Raw genomic sequence first — 16,438 nt, 5'->3', positions numbered from 1 at the left:
CGGTTTTAGGCGAGTTCAAACCCCAACCCAGTAAGCCTTTCTTTCTCTGCAGCCTTCAGTTTTTTCACCGCCCAGATGAGCATATGGCGTGGACGTGAGCTCGCCACGTATGCAAACCTCGCGCCTTCGGAAGCTGGGTCGGCGAGCCACTCTAGCCAATGGGAAAGGTGAATGCCTTTTTGAAGTGATGACACGACCACAGTGGCATCATGGGATTCGCCCTTGACTTGGTGGATGGTCTCGTAACGCAAACCATCTACAGTGGCTTGCTGAGCAACTCCTTCGCGCAGACGTACACTAAGGGTTGTGTCTCCTTGATTAGGTGGAGCTCTGAGGCTAAGGTCTCTCAGCGACTCAAGCTCTGTTGTAATTTCAGATAATACGAAGGACTGGTCTGGGAGAGATCGCATGGCTCGTTTAGCGACGACTGCCCACTGTTTCCAAGTCAGTTCCAGATTGCAAGCGCCAGCAGCCACTAAATGCTTTAAGCATTGGTGAATGAATTTCCGCCAGGCAAGCTTGGATTCGATCGCTACCGGGCAGTGGAGGCCTGATCTCGTTACTTGCAGGGAAAGCTTATCTGAAAACCATTCGGCAAATAGTGCTACAGCGACGTTCAACTCCTTTTTGCTCCCGCTGCTGGCGGCGACGCATGCCAGTGCCAGTACTTCAACGCCCTTGAAATTGTCGCCTTTGCGAAAGCGTTGCAGCGTACTGTGCCCGCGAGCGACAACGACAACTTCTTTGTAACCACTGGTGATCTCGATGATTCTCGGAAGAAGCTCTGAAGGACATTTCGCATATTGCAGCAGAAGTGGCTTAACTGGAGCAATTTTGGAGTTGCCCGAGATACGATCGATTCGCAGCAAGTCACAGCAGAGATCCACGATGGGTTGCCCGCTTCTCCAATTCGCTGAGAGTGGCAGCTCCGCAAAACCGAGCTCGGCAAGGAGCGCCTTCACATTGTTTGGATTAGATTTTCTAAACCCGTAGATCGATTGGTTTAGATCGCCTACGAAATGGAATTTAACGCCAAGCCCGTGGAGCTTCCGTACCATCGCTAGTTGCTCTGCTGACAGGTCTTGACACTCGTCGACAATGACCAGTGGAAATCGCTTCGCCAGACGCTGGAAATAGCTAGCGAGAGCGGGCCTCTGAAGCGCTGCCAAGGCAATCATGTCCACATCTTTGTAAGTCGCGAAACCCGCCGCCCAGAAACGCTTCTTCGTGTCTATCAGCTCTTTCCGAGCAATCTTACTGATTGCAGCGGCGTTGAGCTGTTTATCTCTAGTCCGTTCGCCGGTCGAGAACGTGAACCCTTTGGTCTCTAGGTCGTAGTTATACTTACAGGCGGAGATCGAACGGCCACAGATCTTACCGCGAGTATGGAAGATGTCTGCTTTGTTTTCCAAGATCCTGATCCGACTGTCCCCCTCCTTCCCTGGAAATTCAGTAACCTCGCTTGCGATGTTTGCGACCATTCGCGAGAGGACAAAGCTGTCGAAGGTTGATACCAAGTGAGGAAAACCCAGCGGTTCTCCTAGGTACCGTACCAATCTATCCTTGAGCTCGTCCGTTGCGCTATTGGAGAAGGTCAAAACCGCTATCCCAGCAGGGAAGCCAGTCCACTCCTCAACGACCTTGGCTACCATGGCCGCGACGACCTCTGTTTTGCCACTGCCCGGGCAAGCGTTGAGATACACATGCTGGTCGAGAGGTGCGCCAATGTAAGCTTTCTGCTCGACAGTCAGCTTTATCATTGAGCGGGGGCCTCCTCGAGTCCGCAAGCCCAGAGAATGGCATCACGGATATAGGCCGGTACGACGAACTCGCCTTCCTGCTTCTCAAGCTCTTCGGCAAAAGCCTGCGCATATATCCCTTTGCCGATACTTTTGGAGTCGATGCGGCTTAGCAGCTCAGCTGCATAGCCCGCTCGTTCGAGGCTTGTCATCTCGTCAAAAATGAGCTTCGCGGTTTTCCGTAACTCTGGAGCCACTGTTCCCTCCTGGGCGGGCCAGAGGTCGGCGGCTATGGAGAGCATCATCCCCAAGTTCGCGCCTTCCATGGCGATATCGTATTCAAAGGTTTTGTACCTGCCGGCGTAGAGACGACCGAACTGCGATTGGCCAATTTTGGCGGTATAGACGAGAGCATGGTTCTCGCCATCCCGTAGGTCGTCGTCATGCGGCACGTAATCAACCGTCACCCTCTTACCGCCTTCACCGTCGACCTCGATCGTTTTGGGTGGATCTTTGTCGGTTAAGCCCGCGCAGCGTACCGGCACATTTTGACCTGCGCTCTCCTCGCTCACGTCACAGAACAACTGCATGAAGTGCTTGAAATAAATTCCGCCTAGGTTGATAACAGATACACCGTAATCCTCCAGCGTGTTCTTGCCATCACCGTACTGGGCGAGCACCCTGCGCGCCAACACTGGGATTACCATCGCCTCAGCTATGCCTTCAACCAGGATGGAGCCTTTGGAAAAAAGTAGATTGGATTTGGTGACATCGAGCCACCGATCGATAAATTTCTGGCTGGGCTCTTGAAGTCCGCATTTCCGCAACGGGGTTGCGACTGGAGTGCCTGCATTTGAGAGATGGATGATTTCGTTAACTGACACTGCCGATGAGATAACCGTGGAGTGGGTAGTGATAATCACCTGGATGCCTTTTTCTTTGGCCACAGTGCTGAGGTGCTTCAGCAGACGTATCTGAAGTTGGGGATGTAAGTGAGCCTCGGGCTCTTCAATCAGCAGGAGGCGCAGGTAGGTTTCTTCCCCCCGCTCCTCCTCCACTTCTAACGTCAGCTCAGCCAAAATCGAGGCAATGTAGAGCAGGTTGTTGTAGCCAAGACTGTTTTCTTCCAGAGACCGGAACTGGGTAGCCTCGGCCGCGGCCAAATTCGGGAAGTAGAGTAATCGTAGGCCTTCCACGATGCGAGAGAAGCTCACCTCCGAGAACTGAATGAGTGTGTTCTGGGACAGATGCATCCCTAACGCTGCCTTCAGGCTTTTGCCAATTCGTTCGTTGGCTTGCTTGATGGCGTACTCGTCGCTCTCGGAGAGCTCCTGGTTGAACGCGGCAACTCGTTCCTCCAGGGGATGCAGTTTCCCCTCCTTACGAGCTGTTTCAAGCTCCTTGCGGCAGAGCGCCTTCAAAAGTCGGGCTAGCCGGGACTGGCGCCCATCTCGGAGTTTTGTTTCTGCATCTCGCAGAGGTGGTAAGTAAATGCAATGGATGAGATCAAGGGTCTCTGTTTCCAGCGCTGTAGCTCGTGCAAAACCGCCGTAAAGTTGGCTTTTGAATCGCCCCCGAGATTCGAGATTGAGCGCGCTGAACGTGAGTTTTGCTTCCTCTTGATTGCCGCACCAATCCCTGAAGGCGATGAAGTCATTCTCATCTAGGTCAGAAAAAGTGGCTTGGATATCAATCCTTGGTGCCGCTACTGCTGCCTCGTGAAATCCACGATGAAAATCTCTTTCGTTGATCAGACGTTTGCCTGATTCGGAATCATTGAAAAGCTGGCGGACGGCAGCAATGACCCCTGTCTTGCCCGCGCCGTTCTCGCCAACAAGGACATTGAGACCGTCGTGGAATTCGATCGTGAAGGGCTCTCCAAAGCACTTGAAGCCATGAATGTCTAACGTACGTAGATACATGAGAATCCTTTCTTAATCCTAAAGTTTTTGCTCGTCGCAACACGATCAACTACGCAGGCATGCAGGTGACGTATCGACTCCACATTATCTATAAAATGGCGAGCCATTAGGCACGATGGCGCTGGTTGTGCCCCTGGATATTCCCTAGCTGCATCACAGGTCAATTTTCCGCCTCAGGCGCCCGAAATGCTTTGCTGTAGTAACCAGATGAGTCGAAACAGCAAACCGCCTTCTTACCGGCCGCAAGCATCTCGCAGGCATCCCCAATTCGCTTTTCACGCGTCTTGAGTTGCTTCGCTGAAGTAATCCAGTGGATCCAGTCCACCCGCGCGAGGGTCGTCGTAGTGTTCCAAACCTTTTGAGCCTCAGGTGTGGCTGCCAAGGCTTTCTCGAAATCCGCTGGCATATCAGGCTCGGGCTCCTTCTTCACCGGGACTAGTTCGAGGGTAACGATATCGCCAACAGCCACCCCCGCCGCATCGAGCAACTCGCTACTGACCTTCAACCAATGGCTCAGCTGCCCGTCTGGCTCAAGGGTAGCCCGGAAAGGATGCCCATTGATCGTGCCGTCAACAGTCGCCCTTCCCCGCCTCGGAAGCCGTTCACTCGCATCCCTCGGAAGCACTACGAACGCCCACAACCTGCCATCACCGGGCTTTGCCGGACGAAGAAGCTTAGCTTCGAATCGCGACCGCGCATCCTCTGCTGTCATGGCAGGTTCTCCAACCGTGCGCTCAGTTAACCATCACCTCGTCCAGCGCCTGCTCCAGGGTGCTGATCGTACGCTCGATATTGTGCAGCTTTTCCAGCCCAAACAGGCCGATACGGAAGGTCTGGAAGTCGGCCGGCTCGTCGCATTGCAACGGCACGCCAGCGGCTATCTGCAGGCCGTGGCTGGCAAACTTCTTGCCACTCTTGATATCGGCATCATCGGTATAGCTCACCACCACACCAGGGGCCTGGAAGCCTGCTGCGGCCACGCTCTTGATGCCTTTGCGGGTCATCATTGCGCGTACCCGATCACCCAAGGCCTGTTGTTCGTCGCAGACCTTGTCGAAACCGTAGGCCTGTGTCTCTTTCATCACTTCGTTGAATCGCGCCAGGGCATCGCTGGGCATGGTCGCATGGTAGGCGTGGCCGCCCTGCTCATAGGCCTGCATGATCTGCAGCCACTTCTTCAAGTCGCAGGCGAAGCTGGTGCTTTGCGTCGACTCGATGCGCTCGAGGGCCAACGCGCTGAGCATCACCAGGGCGCAGCAAGGTGAGGCGCTCCAGCCTTTCTGCGGTGCGCTGATCAGCAGGTCGACGGCGCATTTGTCCATATCAACCCAAATCGCGCCGGAGGCGATGCAGTCCAGCACGAACAGGCCACCCACCGCATGCACGGCGTCGCCCACGGCTCGCAGGTATTCATCGGGCAGGATGATCCCTGATGAGGTTTCAACGTGGGGGGCGAAGACAATCTGCGGTTTCTGCGACTCAATGGCCGCCAACACTTCTTCCAGAGGGGCCGGGGCGTAGGCAGCGTGGCGCCCCGCTTCAACCGGGCGGGCTTTGAGCACCGTTGTGGCCGCCGGGATATTGCCCATCTCAAGGATCTGGCTCCAGCGATAACTGAACCAGCCGTTGCGTAGCACCAGGCATTGCTGGCCGGTGGCAAACTGCCGGGATACCGCTTCCATGCCAAACGTGCCACTGCCCGGGACCACCGCAACCGCCTGGGCGTTGTAGACCTGTTTCAGGGTGGTTGAAATGTTCTTCATCACACCCTGAAACGACTGGGACATGTGGTTGAGCGAGCGGTCCGTGTAGACCACCGAATACTCGACCAGCCCCTCGGGATCGATACCGGGATATATCTTCGACATGGTGTGGCTCCTTTGGCAGAGTTGTCCTTGGCATCGACCCTGCCCTAAGCCATTGCAAATGACAAGATGCATTGAGAGCCCGGCGATAAGGCCCTCAATTACATACCAGCCTTCTGAGCGCCGCTCCTGCTGCCTCCATCGCTCATAGCAGCTCGGGGAAGGCCACGCCAAGCAGGTCGGGATCTTTCAGGATCGATGCACTGCTGGCGATATCCGGTGCCAGCCAACGGTCCTGGGCATAGGCCGGGACCCGCTCGCGCAACAACCGCCAGGCAATGCTGGTACCGGCGCCGAAGCGCTGCTCCTTGAGAAACTCGAAGGCCTGGGCCGCCAACAGGTACTCGATGGCGAGGATCTGCGTGCAGTTCTCCAGGGCGCGGTGCAGCTTCAACCCGGCATTGGTGCCCATGCTCAGGTGATCCTCCTGCAGGCCGGAGGTGACGTAGTTGTCGATGACGGCCGGTTGAGCCAGCTGACGGTTTTCGGCACACAGTGAAGCGGCCACGTACTGGACGATCATCATCCCCGAATTCACCCCCGGCTGACTGACCAGGAAGGCTGGCAAACCGCTGACCAGCGGGTTGATCAGGCGATCGAGACGGCGCTCGGCAATCGCCCCAATTTCGGCCACCGCAATCGCCAGCAGGTCGGCCGCCATGGCTACGGACTGGCCGTGGGGATTGGCCTGGGAAACCACCCGATACGACTCGGGTGTACCCAGCAACATCGGGTTGTCGGTGGTGGAGTTGAGTTCGGTCTCGATCTGCCGCGCCGCGTGTTCCAGTTGATCGCGCGCGGCGCCATGCACCTGCGGGATCGAGCGAATGCTCAAGGCGTCCTGGGTGCGGATGCCATGGCTGCTGGCAATGATTTCGCTGCCCTCGAGCAGGCGCCGCAAGTTCCTGCCCACGCGCTGCATGCCAGGGTGCGGTTTCATTGCGATGATTTCAGGGTCGAAGGCATCGAGCTGGCCGCGCAGGGCCTCGAAGCTCATGGCGCCGATCACATCCGCCCATTGGCTCAGCCGAGTGGCATCGTCCAAAGACAGGCAGCTAAGGCCGGTCATGCAAGGGGTACCGTTGACCAGGCACAGACCATCCTTGGCACCCAGTTTGATCGGCGCCAGGCCGACCTCGGCCAAGGCTTGCTGCGCCGGCACGATCTGGCCGCGATAGCTGACCTGGCCGACGCCCAGCAAACTGATGCTGATATGGGCCATGTGGGTCAGATACCCCACCGACCCCTGTTTCGGCACCTGCGGGGTGATGTGCTGGTTGAGCAAGGTCAGCAGCGCCTCGACCACCTTGCGCTGAAGGCCGGAACGGCCCTGGCAGAAGTTGATGATCGCCGCGCACATGATCGCCCGGGTCTGCTCGTCCGACAGCGCGGTACCCACGCCGCAGGCATGGCTGAGCAAGGTGTTGTGCGACAGCTGGCTGAGCTGTTCGTCCTGCAACGAGACATTGCACAAGGCGCCAAGCCCGGTGTTGACGCCATAGGCGCGGTCACCGCTGGAAACGATGCGCTGGACAATCGCCTGGGCGTTCTCGATCCGCGCCCAGGCCGACGGGGCCAGCTCAAGCTTCGCGCCATGCCGGGCCACAGCCACCACGTCCTGCCAGCGAACGGGCGTGTCGGCGATGATGATCTTTTCGGCAAACGACATACACGCGGGTCCTTATAGCGAAGCTACGCGACGCTGCACGAAACGATCGACGTATTCGTCCGCAGGCTGGTAGAGGATTTCTTTCGGCGTGCCAACCTGGATCAGGCGGCCGTCCTTGAGAATGGCAATGCGGTTGCCGATGCGCACCGCTTCGTCCAGGTCGTGGGTGATGAAGACGATGGTCTTGTGCAGGGTCTTTTGCAGTTCCAGCAACTGGTCCTGCATTTCGGCGCGAATCAGCGGGTCGAGCGCACTGAAGGCTTCGTCCATCAGGATGATGTCGGTGTCGGCAGCCAACGCACGCGCCAGGCCCACACGTTGGCGCATGCCGCCCGACAACTGGTGCGGGTACGATTTTTCGTAACCCTTCAGGCCCACGGTATTGATCCAGTGCAGGGCACGCTCCGTGCACAGGGCTTTGCTCTCGCCACGTACTTTCAGGCCGTAGGCGACGTTGTCCAGCACGGTGCGGTGCGGCAACAGGCCGAAGCTCTGGAACACCATGCTGATCTTGCGCCGGCGGAATTCGCGCAGGGCCTGCATGTCGTACTGCAGAATGTCTTGGCCGTCGACCAGAATCTGGCCGCTGGTGGGGTCGATCAGGCGGTTGAAGTGACGCACCAGGGTCGACTTGCCCGAGCCCGACAACCCCATGATCACGAAGATCTCGCCGCTGCCGATGGACAACGACAGATCGTTTACCCCCACCACACAACCGGTTTCGGCCAGGACCTGCTCTTTGCTTTTGCTCTGGCGGATCAGTTTCAGGGCATCTTCGGCACGCGCACCGAAGATCTTGAAGACGTTTTTGACTTCGATCTTGTTCATCGTCTGCTTGGCGCTCATTTGCCCACCCCATGCCGTGGCCGGCCATAGGCCTGGGTAATGCGGTCGATCACGACCGCCAGAATCACAATGGCCAGGCCCGCTTCGAGGCCGCGGCCCACGTTCAGGGTCTGGATGCCGACCAGAACGTCTTCACCCAAGCCACGGGCACCGATCATCGAGGCGATGACCACCATCGACAGGGCCATCATGGTGGTCTGGTTGATACCGGCCATGATGCTCGGCAACGCCAGTGGCAGCTGCACGCCGAACAGTTGTTGCAGGCGATTGGCACCGAACGCGTTGATCGCCTCCATGACCTCGCCATCCACCTGGCGAATGCCCAGGTCGGTCAGGCGAATCAGCGGCGGTGCGGCATAGATGACGGTGGCAAAGATCGCCGGCACCTTGCCCAGGCCGAACAGCATCAGTACCGGGATCAGGTACACGAAGCTGGGCATGGTCTGCATGATGTCGAGCAGCGGCATCAACACCGCCCGCAGGCGGTCGTTGCGCGCCGACAGGATACCCAGCGGAATGCCGACCAGGACCGAGATCAGCGTGGCCACCAGCATCAGCGCCAGGGTCTGCATCAGCTTGTCCCAGAGCCCTACCGCACCGACCAGGAATAGCAAGCCGACGATTATCGCGGTGGGTACGATTCTGCGGGTGGCGTGCCAGGCAATACCGCCGACGATGGCCAGCATCAGCCACCAGGGTGTAGCGCGCAGTAAACCTTCGAGATTGACGATGGCCCACAGCAGGGTGTCGGAAATGTGCCGGAACACGTCACCGTAGTTGGTGACCAGCGCATCGACCCAACCATTGACCCAGTCGGCAATGGAAAACGTGAAGTCTTTGGGAAACATGGAGTTCTCTCGAGCAAGTGCGTGAAGCGGACTGCTGTGTGGCATGCCCGGCAGGCGCCGGACCGGCCCACACCCTTCAGAGTGCCGCGTCTACCTTTTTGGCTGCGTCTTCGCTGACCCAGCTATGCCAGACTTCGGGGTGCTCCTTGAGGAACGCCTTCGCCAGGTCCGCCGACTCGATGCGGTCCCTGGTCATGCGCGCCAGGTTCTGGTTCAGCAGATCGATCGGCAGGTTGACCTTTTCCAGCACCGCCACCAGTTCCGGTGCCTGCTCGTGGAAGGTCTTCGACACGCCCACCTTGATGGTCACGGATTTGTCCACGCCTGGCATTTCGTCCAGCTTGACCAGGTCGGCCTGGCCCATCAGCGGGGTTGGCGACCAGTAGTAGAAGAGGATCGGCTCGCCACGCTTGTAGCTCGAGAGCACGGCGGCATCCAGTGCCGGGCCGGTGCCCGGGCGGAAGTTGGTGTAGGTGTTTTCCAGGCCATAGCTCTTGAGCATCTGGCTGTTGTCCAGCTCGCAGGTCCAGCCGGCCGGGCAGTTGTAGAAGCGCCCCTTGTCCGGTTCTTCCGGGTCCTTGAATACCTGGGCGTATTGCCCCAGGTCGGCAATGCTCTTGAGGTTCGGTGCCTTGGCTTCGAGTTTGCGCTTGGCATCGCCTTCGATCACATAACGCGGCACATACCAGCCTTCGACCGCGCCAACCACCGGCGAGCCGACACCGACGACCTTGCCTGCGGCCTGCGCCTTGTTCCAGACCTCGCTGCGCCCTACCCACTCCTCGGCGAACACCTGGATATCGTTGCTGCTCAGGGCGTTCTCCATGGAGATGGAGTTACCCGGCAGGCTGTCGGTGTCACAGCCATAGCCATTTTTCAGCACGAACTGCATCACCTCAGTGAGCAGCATCCCGCTTTCCCAGTTCAGACCGGCGAATTTCACCGGCTTGCCAGACTCGCACCAGCCGGCGGCCTGGCTGGCGCCAGCGCACGCCAAGAGCCCTAAGGAAAATGTCGTGGACAGCAGAGCTTTTGTAATTGTCATTGTGACGCTCCCAAACAAGATGATCACTGCGCAGGAGAAATATTTCACAACGATAAAAAAGGATAAAATAATAAGTCCTGATGCATCACCACGGAAAAAACTATGAAGTTCACGCTCAGGCAGCTTCGCTACGCGCTCGCAGCGGCCAAGCACGGAAACCTGACCACTGCCGCCATGGAGCTTCATGTATCACAGCCTTCCATCTCGGTGGCCATCACCGAACTGGAGGAAGTGCTGGGCCAGGCAATCTTCATACGCCAGCGTGGTCTTGGCATATCGCTGACTCCCTTCGGTCGTACCGTCATGGTGCAAGCGCGTCGCGTGCTGGCAGAGGCCCAGACCTTTGCCGAGATCAATGCCGATGCAGGCGAGTGTGTCGGGGAACTGGTGGTGGGCTGTTTTGAAGATCTGGCGCCCTATTGCCTGCCGCAGATCGTGCGACGGATGCAGCAGTCCTGCCCAAGGGTCACGGTCGATATGCGCGATGGCAGCTTCGATTATGTGGGCAAGCGGCTCAGTGAGGGCGCGATAGAGCTGGCCATCACCTATGACCTGGGTTTACCGCCAAACACCCAATGCACCCAGCTGTGTCAGCTGACCGCCCAGGTGCTGCTGTCGGCCGATCACCCGTTGGCCAAGGCGCCGCGCGTCAGTCTCAAGGCGCTGGCCGAATACACCCTGGTCGTCACCGATCAGGTCCACAGTTGGCAGCATGTGCTGGATCTGTTCAGCTTCTACGACATTTCACCCGCGGTTGTGCACCGTGTACGCACTTTTGAGTTGCAGCGCAGCCTCGTCGCCAATGGCTTTGGCGTGGCGCTGATTTATACCCGGCCATTTGGTGACCATAGTTACGATGGCCAAGCGCTGGTGTGTCGGCCGACTCAGGAGAAACTGCCAACCCATAGCATCGTACTGGCGCATGACCAGCGCTACCCGCTGACGCCTTCGGCCGAGGCGTTCAAGGAGCTGGCGGTGGCATGGTTCGCCGAGCGACCGTCGTTTGCATCCGAATGAACAACAGCTGGGGCGCATGTCACAGGAGGACGGCTGATACTCAGCTGAGGAGTGTCTTCATTGGGTCGATTGCGGTCAGTCACGACCGGCTGCTTTCGACCCATAACTGTCATCGGTGAATGGCCGCAACCGACCCTTAGCGGCCATTCATAATCTGAAAGACAATGCCTACCTGCGTATACCTTAGTGAGGGAGAAACTTGTGGACCTTCATGAACAATTGGCCGAGGTCATGGACGCGACGACCTTCTTGGCTTTCGTCCACGCCCTAGCGGCTGATAAACGCGCAAGCAACGATTGGGAGAATACCAGCGTTGAAGCCTTCCTGGATGCCGCAATAGCTTGGGCCGAAGTCAGTGAATTTGGTATCCGCCAAGGGCTTTCACCTTCCAACCCGTGGGCGCAGTTCGCTACATTTCTTTACTGCGGAAAAATTTACGAATAAGTGAAGAGCAATTCCGCTTCTGTTGTGTGTTTGCGAGTGGTCTATCGCCAGGACGCCTTGAAAGCTCTCTGGTAGGCTTCAAAGCCTTGATTAAAGGAGCCAGTATGCGTATCACCCAAGATTTACGTGCAAACGAAATCCTCAGGCTTGAGCATCTCTTGGAGGGTTTTAACTATTCGGTCTGGGTCAACACCTATGGGCCCTTTGACCTGGATAGGACGCTTGAAGAGCAACTCGCTTTTTCCACCGGTAACGAAGTGATCATCGGCGGGCAGTCCTGCGTGACCGCAAGCGAGGCTCGCAGTGAGGTTACCGAGCAACTGCTGCACGCCGGGGATGGCGGTTACGGCCCACTGGATTTGGATGCAAAACGCTCCGAAATCCTGAGTCTTCTTGAGGACCTGTTCACGCATGTGCGCCTAGACCAGGCCAGCACCCTAACTTCATTTTGGCTAACCAAGGGCCATCCGGCATACCCAGTGTTCTGGGACTTCGCTTTCGATATTCAGCAGGGTGGGAAAAGATGGATTCTGATGGGCAGTAGCAGCGACTAGGCTGGGATAGCTAAGCTTTCTGAAGACTTGGCCAAGCTTGCTGCTATGACCGCCATGGGCCGATAGCGGTCATCCGCAACTGCTGCTTCCTACCTAAAGCGACCCTACATGGAGGGCGGCAATCGGCCAAACTCAACCGGTGGCAACGGGCAAAAAAACATCCAGCTGGAGTCACTGGACACGTATGCCGTCAGTCGCTAGCCTCGACGCTACCGACATTCCGGTGTTTCACAAAGACTTCACATAGCTAAAAGTCAGGAGCCGACACAACTTTGGCCTACGAAATTCACATTGTCCGATCGACGGAAATAGCTCTTGAAGAATGGCGATTATTTTGCGCCACTGACCCATCATTGAAGCTAGAAAACGAGTTAACTCGCAGAAATCCTGTGACCGGTGAGACCATTGTTTTCAGCGGGAAGAATACGGCAACTTGGACCTCTCCACTAACACATCAACAGTATCTCTTTGACTATCGAAGGGGGATGATTTCCTTCGTTTACAGTGATGCAGCGATCATAAAGGGCAAGGAAATTGCGGAAGCACTTGCAGCCAGTGTTGAAGGCGATGAAGGCGAGGAATATTGAACATATGCTTGATGTCGCATCTCTCGCCTCCTATCAGCGAATTTCACCTGCTAGCTGCTGACAGGCAGCTTTGGGTCGGAAGCTGCCATTCAGTGCAGACGAAAAAGCTTCAAGATCAAGCCTGACGCCTTCTCACCGTCTGCTTCGTAAAGGTTACACAATGCAGCCTGATCGGCGAGTTTGTGCAGGTTAAAGTGGTTGTAGAACGCTTGGCCTAGTCGCTGATGCTCGCATTCAGGCTCACAATGCGTTCTCGCTAGCTGAATGAGACTCCAGGTGAAGACGGTTTTCGGCCCCCCGAATGGCTTTGGCGATTCGCCAGAAGTAAATTAAGCCAATCAAAAGTTCGAACACCGAACCAATAACCCAGCAGGTTATTAGCGACGACGGGGCGTCACGATTGCTCATGGCGACGCAATAGATCAACGGAATGCTCATGCACCACATCAGCGTCAGGCGCACGACCAGTGAAAATCGGGCCATGCCAATACTCTCCAGGACGGCGGCCCCGGTCATCGAGAAGACAAAAGCGGTGGAGAATGTCCACAGCACGCGTTGTGTATCGATGGCCAGGGCCATGGTCTGCGCGTTTTGTCCCAGGTCACCAAATGCCCTGAGCAAGACTTGCGGCACAGTGATTTGAACGGTGGAAACCAGCAGGACGTAGAGCAGTTCAATGATCACCGTGACCCGCAGGATCATTGCCAACTCGGTGTAGCGCCCCTTGCCCACTGCAGTGGCACACAGAATGCTGCAACCAATGCCTAAACCAATGATTGGGATGATGCCTAGGTAATTCACGGTTAGGTTGACGTTGTTTGCCGCTAGTGCACTGGCACCCAGTACCGCCACAATCCAGATGAACGCAGTGTTTCCAAGCTGATCCACTCCGGCGGATAGGCCACCGGGAACACCTCTACGCAACCGGAAAAACAGCTGCGGCACTAGGTGCTCGCTGCGGGCAATGAAGATGTTCATCACCTCAAGCCAGACTTCTCGAGGCAGCATTACGGCATAGCATGCCAGCATGGACAGCGTGCCGATCAATGTACCTACAGCGGCCCCAGTCATGCCCATTTCGGGCAGCCCGAACTTGCCGAAGACCAGGCCGACAGTGAAGATCGAGTCGACTACTTGACCGATGATTCCCACTATAAGTGTTTCGCGGGTGCGACCAACACCGTTGAAAAACGAGGACAGCGCCGTGTCGATCGTCATTACGCCACCGAAGAGCGCCGCCCAGAGCATGTACCGCGACTCCAGGTTGACAATCTGCGCTGGTCGAGAGCTGAGTTGTGGAATCATCGCGATCAGCGGGGCTGCGATGAACAGCAGGGCCCCACAGGCCATACCAAGGAGCAGCCCCAGTGCAGCTTCACGCGAAGCTGCACTGAGCCCTGATCGACCATGCGCCTGCGCAATAAAGGAACGTGCCACCCCCACGGTGCTACAGAAAAACGCGATGATCGCCATGCTTGTGAATACCGCTGGTCCAGACGCGGCCAGCGTATCTTGTGAGTAGTGCGCCAGGCATAGTCTGTCGACCAGCATCATCAGTAAATTGCCGACCATCGTTCCCATCAACGGAAACGAGACAGTGAAGATTCTTTTCGCCACTCCTGAGTCAAACCAGTGCCGCATATTCACATTCCTTTGTTTAGCAGCTACCGCGAGGGCACTTAGTCAGCGCTACGCCAGTGTTAAATAATACCTGACCGATATACCCCCGCCTGTGGCGATTTTCCCACTAGAGCGGACAAGCTGCCAACTGATCGCTTTTCGCCGTTAAGACAACTCCGAACAAGCCCGTCAGATCGAAAAGGCGAACTAAAGTCAGAAGAGTGCGAAACTTGTCAATAATCTTCTGATCGATGCTCAGCCCGTCACCACCTCATACCTCACCCGATGCGCCTCGGTCGGCAACGGCACCTCCCACTTGAACATCATCCGCCGTATATCGTCATTACGCAGCGACGTATCGCGTCGCTGGTTCCGCCGCATGATCTCGTCCTCCGGCCGCTCCAGGTAGACGATCTCCACCTGCGCCCCATAGCCGTACAGCAAGTCCAGCGTCCGGCTGCGCATCTGCGCCGACAGGTGCGTCGAGTTCCACACGAAGGGTCTGCGCTCGCGCAACAGCGCCTTGGCCCGGTCGATGGCGTAGTGCGCGGCCGCGCCTTCGTTCTGGCCGTGGCGCAGGCCCAGGGCCTGGCGCGCGTCGTCGAACGACACCACTGGCAGGTCCGGGTGGTGTCGGGCGGTCCAGGTGTCCTTGCCGCTGGCCGGCAGGCCGGAGAGCATCACCACCTGGGAGCCCTGGGGCTCGTGCAGCGCATAGTCAGGGTGCACGCGGGCGCCACGCAGGTACTGAATGCGCGTGTAGTCGTCGGCAAACGGCCGTGGGCCGTACAAACACCCCTCCTCTGCGGCCAGTTCGCGCCACAGTTCGATAGCGGTCAGCACATCGGCCTTGCCGGCATAGTGGCGGCCCTGCATGTCGGCCTCAGCCACCGCGCAGAGCATCCACACCGGCAGTTCCCACGACAGCTTGTGCAGCAGAAACTCCGCGCTGCGTCCGCTGCGGTCGCCCTGCAAGGCAAAGAACGGCAGTTGATGCACCGTGATGATCCGGCAGATCTGTTCGCGCAGCGCGAACGGCACGCCGGCGCGCCACAGCAGCAGACGCGCATCCACCGCGCCCCGGCGCGAGTGGCCGGGTTGGCCGATACGCCCGGTCTGCGGGTCGATGACCGTGGTATCGGGCTTGGCGATGTCATGCAGCAGGGCTGCAAAGAACAGCACGAAGCGCTGCTCGGCGCTGGCGTCGCGGTAGGCGCTCTGCGCCAGCAACGCTTCGACCACCAGGCGGGTATGGACCCACACATCGCCCTCGGCGTGATAGGTCGGATCCTGCGGGGTGTCGGCCAGGCGTGCCAGGGCCGGGATGGCCGCCAGGCAGGCGGCGCAGTCCATGTCGTGCCCGGGGTCGGGCACCAGTTGTAGCAGTTGGCGAATATCCATCTCAGGAAGCTCCTTCAGTAGCCGCGGCGTTCGCCGTGCCAGTCCAGGGACAGGCGCGGTGCGTAGAGATCGACGCCGGCGGCCAGTTGATTGGGTATGAACGGTTGGTTGGCATGGTGCTGGTCGGCGTCGAGGATGGCCTGGACAAAGTCCTGGCGCACCCACTTGAGCCGGCCCAGGGTCTGGCGCTCGTCTTCGAGCTTCAGGTACAGCCCCTCCATGCGGCTCGAGCGGTCGCATTGGCGCCAGGCGCGGGCCAAGTCGAGGCCTTCGCGGCGTACCACCTGCTCGAACACTTCGCGCCAACGCACGGTCTTGGCCAGCGAGTCGCCGAGCAACGCCATCAAGTCGGCGTAGCGGCGCGGTGCCGGGCCTTCGTACAGCACCGGCACCGAAAGCACCGGGCCGTCCGCGAGCAGGTGTCGGCGCGCCGCGGTGGACAGGAACTGGCCTGTGGCGCGGTCCCACACGTCGAACTCGCAGAAGTAATGCGGCAGATGGTCGTAGAACACCGAGTGCTTCTTGTGCAGCCACTCGCCATACAGCACGAAGCGGTCTTCAAGACGCTCGAGCAACCAGTGCTCGTGGGCCACGGCCCACTGCTTGAACAGGTTGAACTGGCGCTCGCGGCCGCCGCCGCTGAGGTAATGGCCACGCGATTGCAGGCGTAGCTCGCCACCGTTGGTAAAGCTGATGCCGGCGTTGGCGCCGTCGAGTTTCTCTTCCACCACCAGCCATTGGCCGACCAGCGAGCCATAGGCCACCTGGCCGGCATCGCTGTCGCCGTCCTGCAGGCGCGAGCCTTGTAGATGCGCTGTGCGGGGGTATTTGAGCAGTTCGAGAGGATGTGCGTCGGCACGAAAATCCATGTTCATGGGTTT

At 58.1% G+C, this 16,438-nt stretch carries 15 protein-coding genes; 4 read left to right on the top strand and 11 right to left on the bottom strand.

Translation table 11 applies throughout. The features are described from left to right. Positions 1 to 5: 5 nt before the first annotated feature. The 8 genes from ACODS9_RS04795 to ACODS9_RS04760 form a co-directional block, all read right to left on the bottom strand. Positions 6 to 1,757, bottom strand: a complete 1,752-nt coding sequence (locus ACODS9_RS04795) for a UvrD-helicase domain-containing protein (RefSeq protein WP_489093427.1) — start codon at positions 1,755 to 1,757, stop codon at positions 6 to 8. Then, entirely contained in the window at positions 1,757 to 3,661 is a 1,905-nt protein-coding gene (locus tag ACODS9_RS04790) for an ATP-dependent nuclease (RefSeq protein ID WP_489093390.1), read from the bottom strand. The genes ACODS9_RS04795 and ACODS9_RS04790 overlap by 1 nt, the downstream gene beginning before the upstream one ends. A 160-nt stretch (positions 3,662 to 3,821) precedes the next feature. Continuing rightward, positions 3,822 to 4,373, bottom strand: coding sequence for a YdeI/OmpD-associated family protein (locus ACODS9_RS04785; RefSeq protein WP_489093389.1), 552 nt, complete (start codon positions 4,371 to 4,373; stop codon positions 3,822 to 3,824). 22 nt (positions 4,374 to 4,395) lie between these two features. Then, positions 4,396 to 5,529 carry a pyridoxal-phosphate-dependent aminotransferase family protein gene (locus tag ACODS9_RS04780; protein WP_489093388.1) on the bottom strand — a complete coding sequence of 378 codons (1,134 nt, stop codon included), beginning with the start codon at positions 5,527 to 5,529 and terminating at the stop codon, positions 4,396 to 4,398. Between the two features lie 142 nt (positions 5,530 to 5,671). After that, a complete protein-coding gene (gene hutH, locus ACODS9_RS04775; protein WP_489093387.1) occupies positions 5,672 to 7,195 on the bottom strand; it encodes a histidine ammonia-lyase in 1,524 nt (507 codons plus the stop codon). Between the two features lie 12 nt (positions 7,196 to 7,207). Then, positions 7,208 to 8,041 carry a quaternary amine ABC transporter ATP-binding protein gene (locus ACODS9_RS04770; protein ID WP_052752609.1) on the bottom strand — a complete coding sequence of 278 codons (834 nt, stop codon included), beginning with the start codon at positions 8,039 to 8,041 and terminating at the stop codon, positions 7,208 to 7,210. Then, a complete protein-coding gene (locus tag ACODS9_RS04765; protein ID WP_489093386.1) occupies positions 8,038 to 8,889 on the bottom strand; it encodes an ABC transporter permease in 852 nt (283 codons plus the stop codon). Before ACODS9_RS04765 ends, ACODS9_RS04770 begins: the two co-directional genes overlap by 4 nt. A gap of 76 nt (positions 8,890 to 8,965) precedes the next feature. Then, complete coding sequence (locus ACODS9_RS04760; RefSeq protein ID WP_489093385.1) at positions 8,966 to 9,934, bottom strand: ABC transporter substrate-binding protein; 969 nt, start codon at positions 9,932 to 9,934, stop codon at positions 8,966 to 8,968. A gap of 102 nt (positions 9,935 to 10,036) precedes the next feature. Here ACODS9_RS04760 and ACODS9_RS04755 point away from each other — a divergent pair, with 102 nt between their 5' ends. The 4 genes from ACODS9_RS04755 to ACODS9_RS04740 all read left to right on the top strand — a co-directional run bounded on the left by ACODS9_RS04755 (position 10,037) and on the right by ACODS9_RS04740 (position 12,536). Further along, entirely contained in the window at positions 10,037 to 10,951 is a 915-nt protein-coding gene (locus ACODS9_RS04755; protein WP_489093384.1) for a LysR family transcriptional regulator, read from the top strand. A 201-nt stretch (positions 10,952 to 11,152) separates the two neighbouring features. Continuing rightward, on the top strand, positions 11,153 to 11,395 hold the full coding sequence (locus tag ACODS9_RS04750) for a DUF7660 family protein (RefSeq protein WP_052895951.1): 243 nt from the start codon (positions 11,153 to 11,155) through the stop codon (positions 11,393 to 11,395). 104 nt (positions 11,396 to 11,499) lie between these two features. Then, complete coding sequence (locus ACODS9_RS04745) at positions 11,500 to 11,949, top strand: hypothetical protein (protein WP_234560955.1); 450 nt, start codon at positions 11,500 to 11,502, stop codon at positions 11,947 to 11,949. A 272-nt stretch (positions 11,950 to 12,221) separates the two neighbouring features. Further along, positions 12,222 to 12,536, top strand: coding sequence for a hypothetical protein (locus ACODS9_RS04740; RefSeq protein WP_489093383.1), 315 nt, complete (start codon positions 12,222 to 12,224; stop codon positions 12,534 to 12,536). Positions 12,537 to 12,776: 240 nt separating this feature from the next. Here the strand turns inward: ACODS9_RS04740 and ACODS9_RS04735 are convergent, their stop codons facing one another. The 3 genes from ACODS9_RS04735 to ACODS9_RS04725 form a co-directional block, all read right to left on the bottom strand. Continuing rightward, entirely contained in the window at positions 12,777 to 14,177 is a 1,401-nt protein-coding gene (locus ACODS9_RS04735; protein WP_046855582.1) for an MATE family efflux transporter, read from the bottom strand. Positions 14,178 to 14,411: 234 nt separating this feature from the next. Beyond that, complete coding sequence (locus ACODS9_RS04730; protein WP_489093382.1) at positions 14,412 to 15,557, bottom strand: AAA family ATPase; 1,146 nt, start codon at positions 15,555 to 15,557, stop codon at positions 14,412 to 14,414. A 14-nt stretch (positions 15,558 to 15,571) separates the two neighbouring features. Continuing rightward, positions 15,572 to 16,432: an RNA ligase family protein gene (locus ACODS9_RS04725; protein ID WP_489093381.1), complete on the bottom strand. Its 861-nt coding sequence runs from the start codon at positions 16,430 to 16,432 to the stop codon at positions 15,572 to 15,574. Between the last annotated feature and the right edge of the window lie 6 nt (positions 16,433 to 16,438).

The sequence above is a fragment of the Pseudomonas sp. FG36 genome (assembly GCF_057809275.1).
Note: the sequence above shows the minus strand (reverse complement) of the source record. Positions and strands in the feature narration are given on the sequence as shown.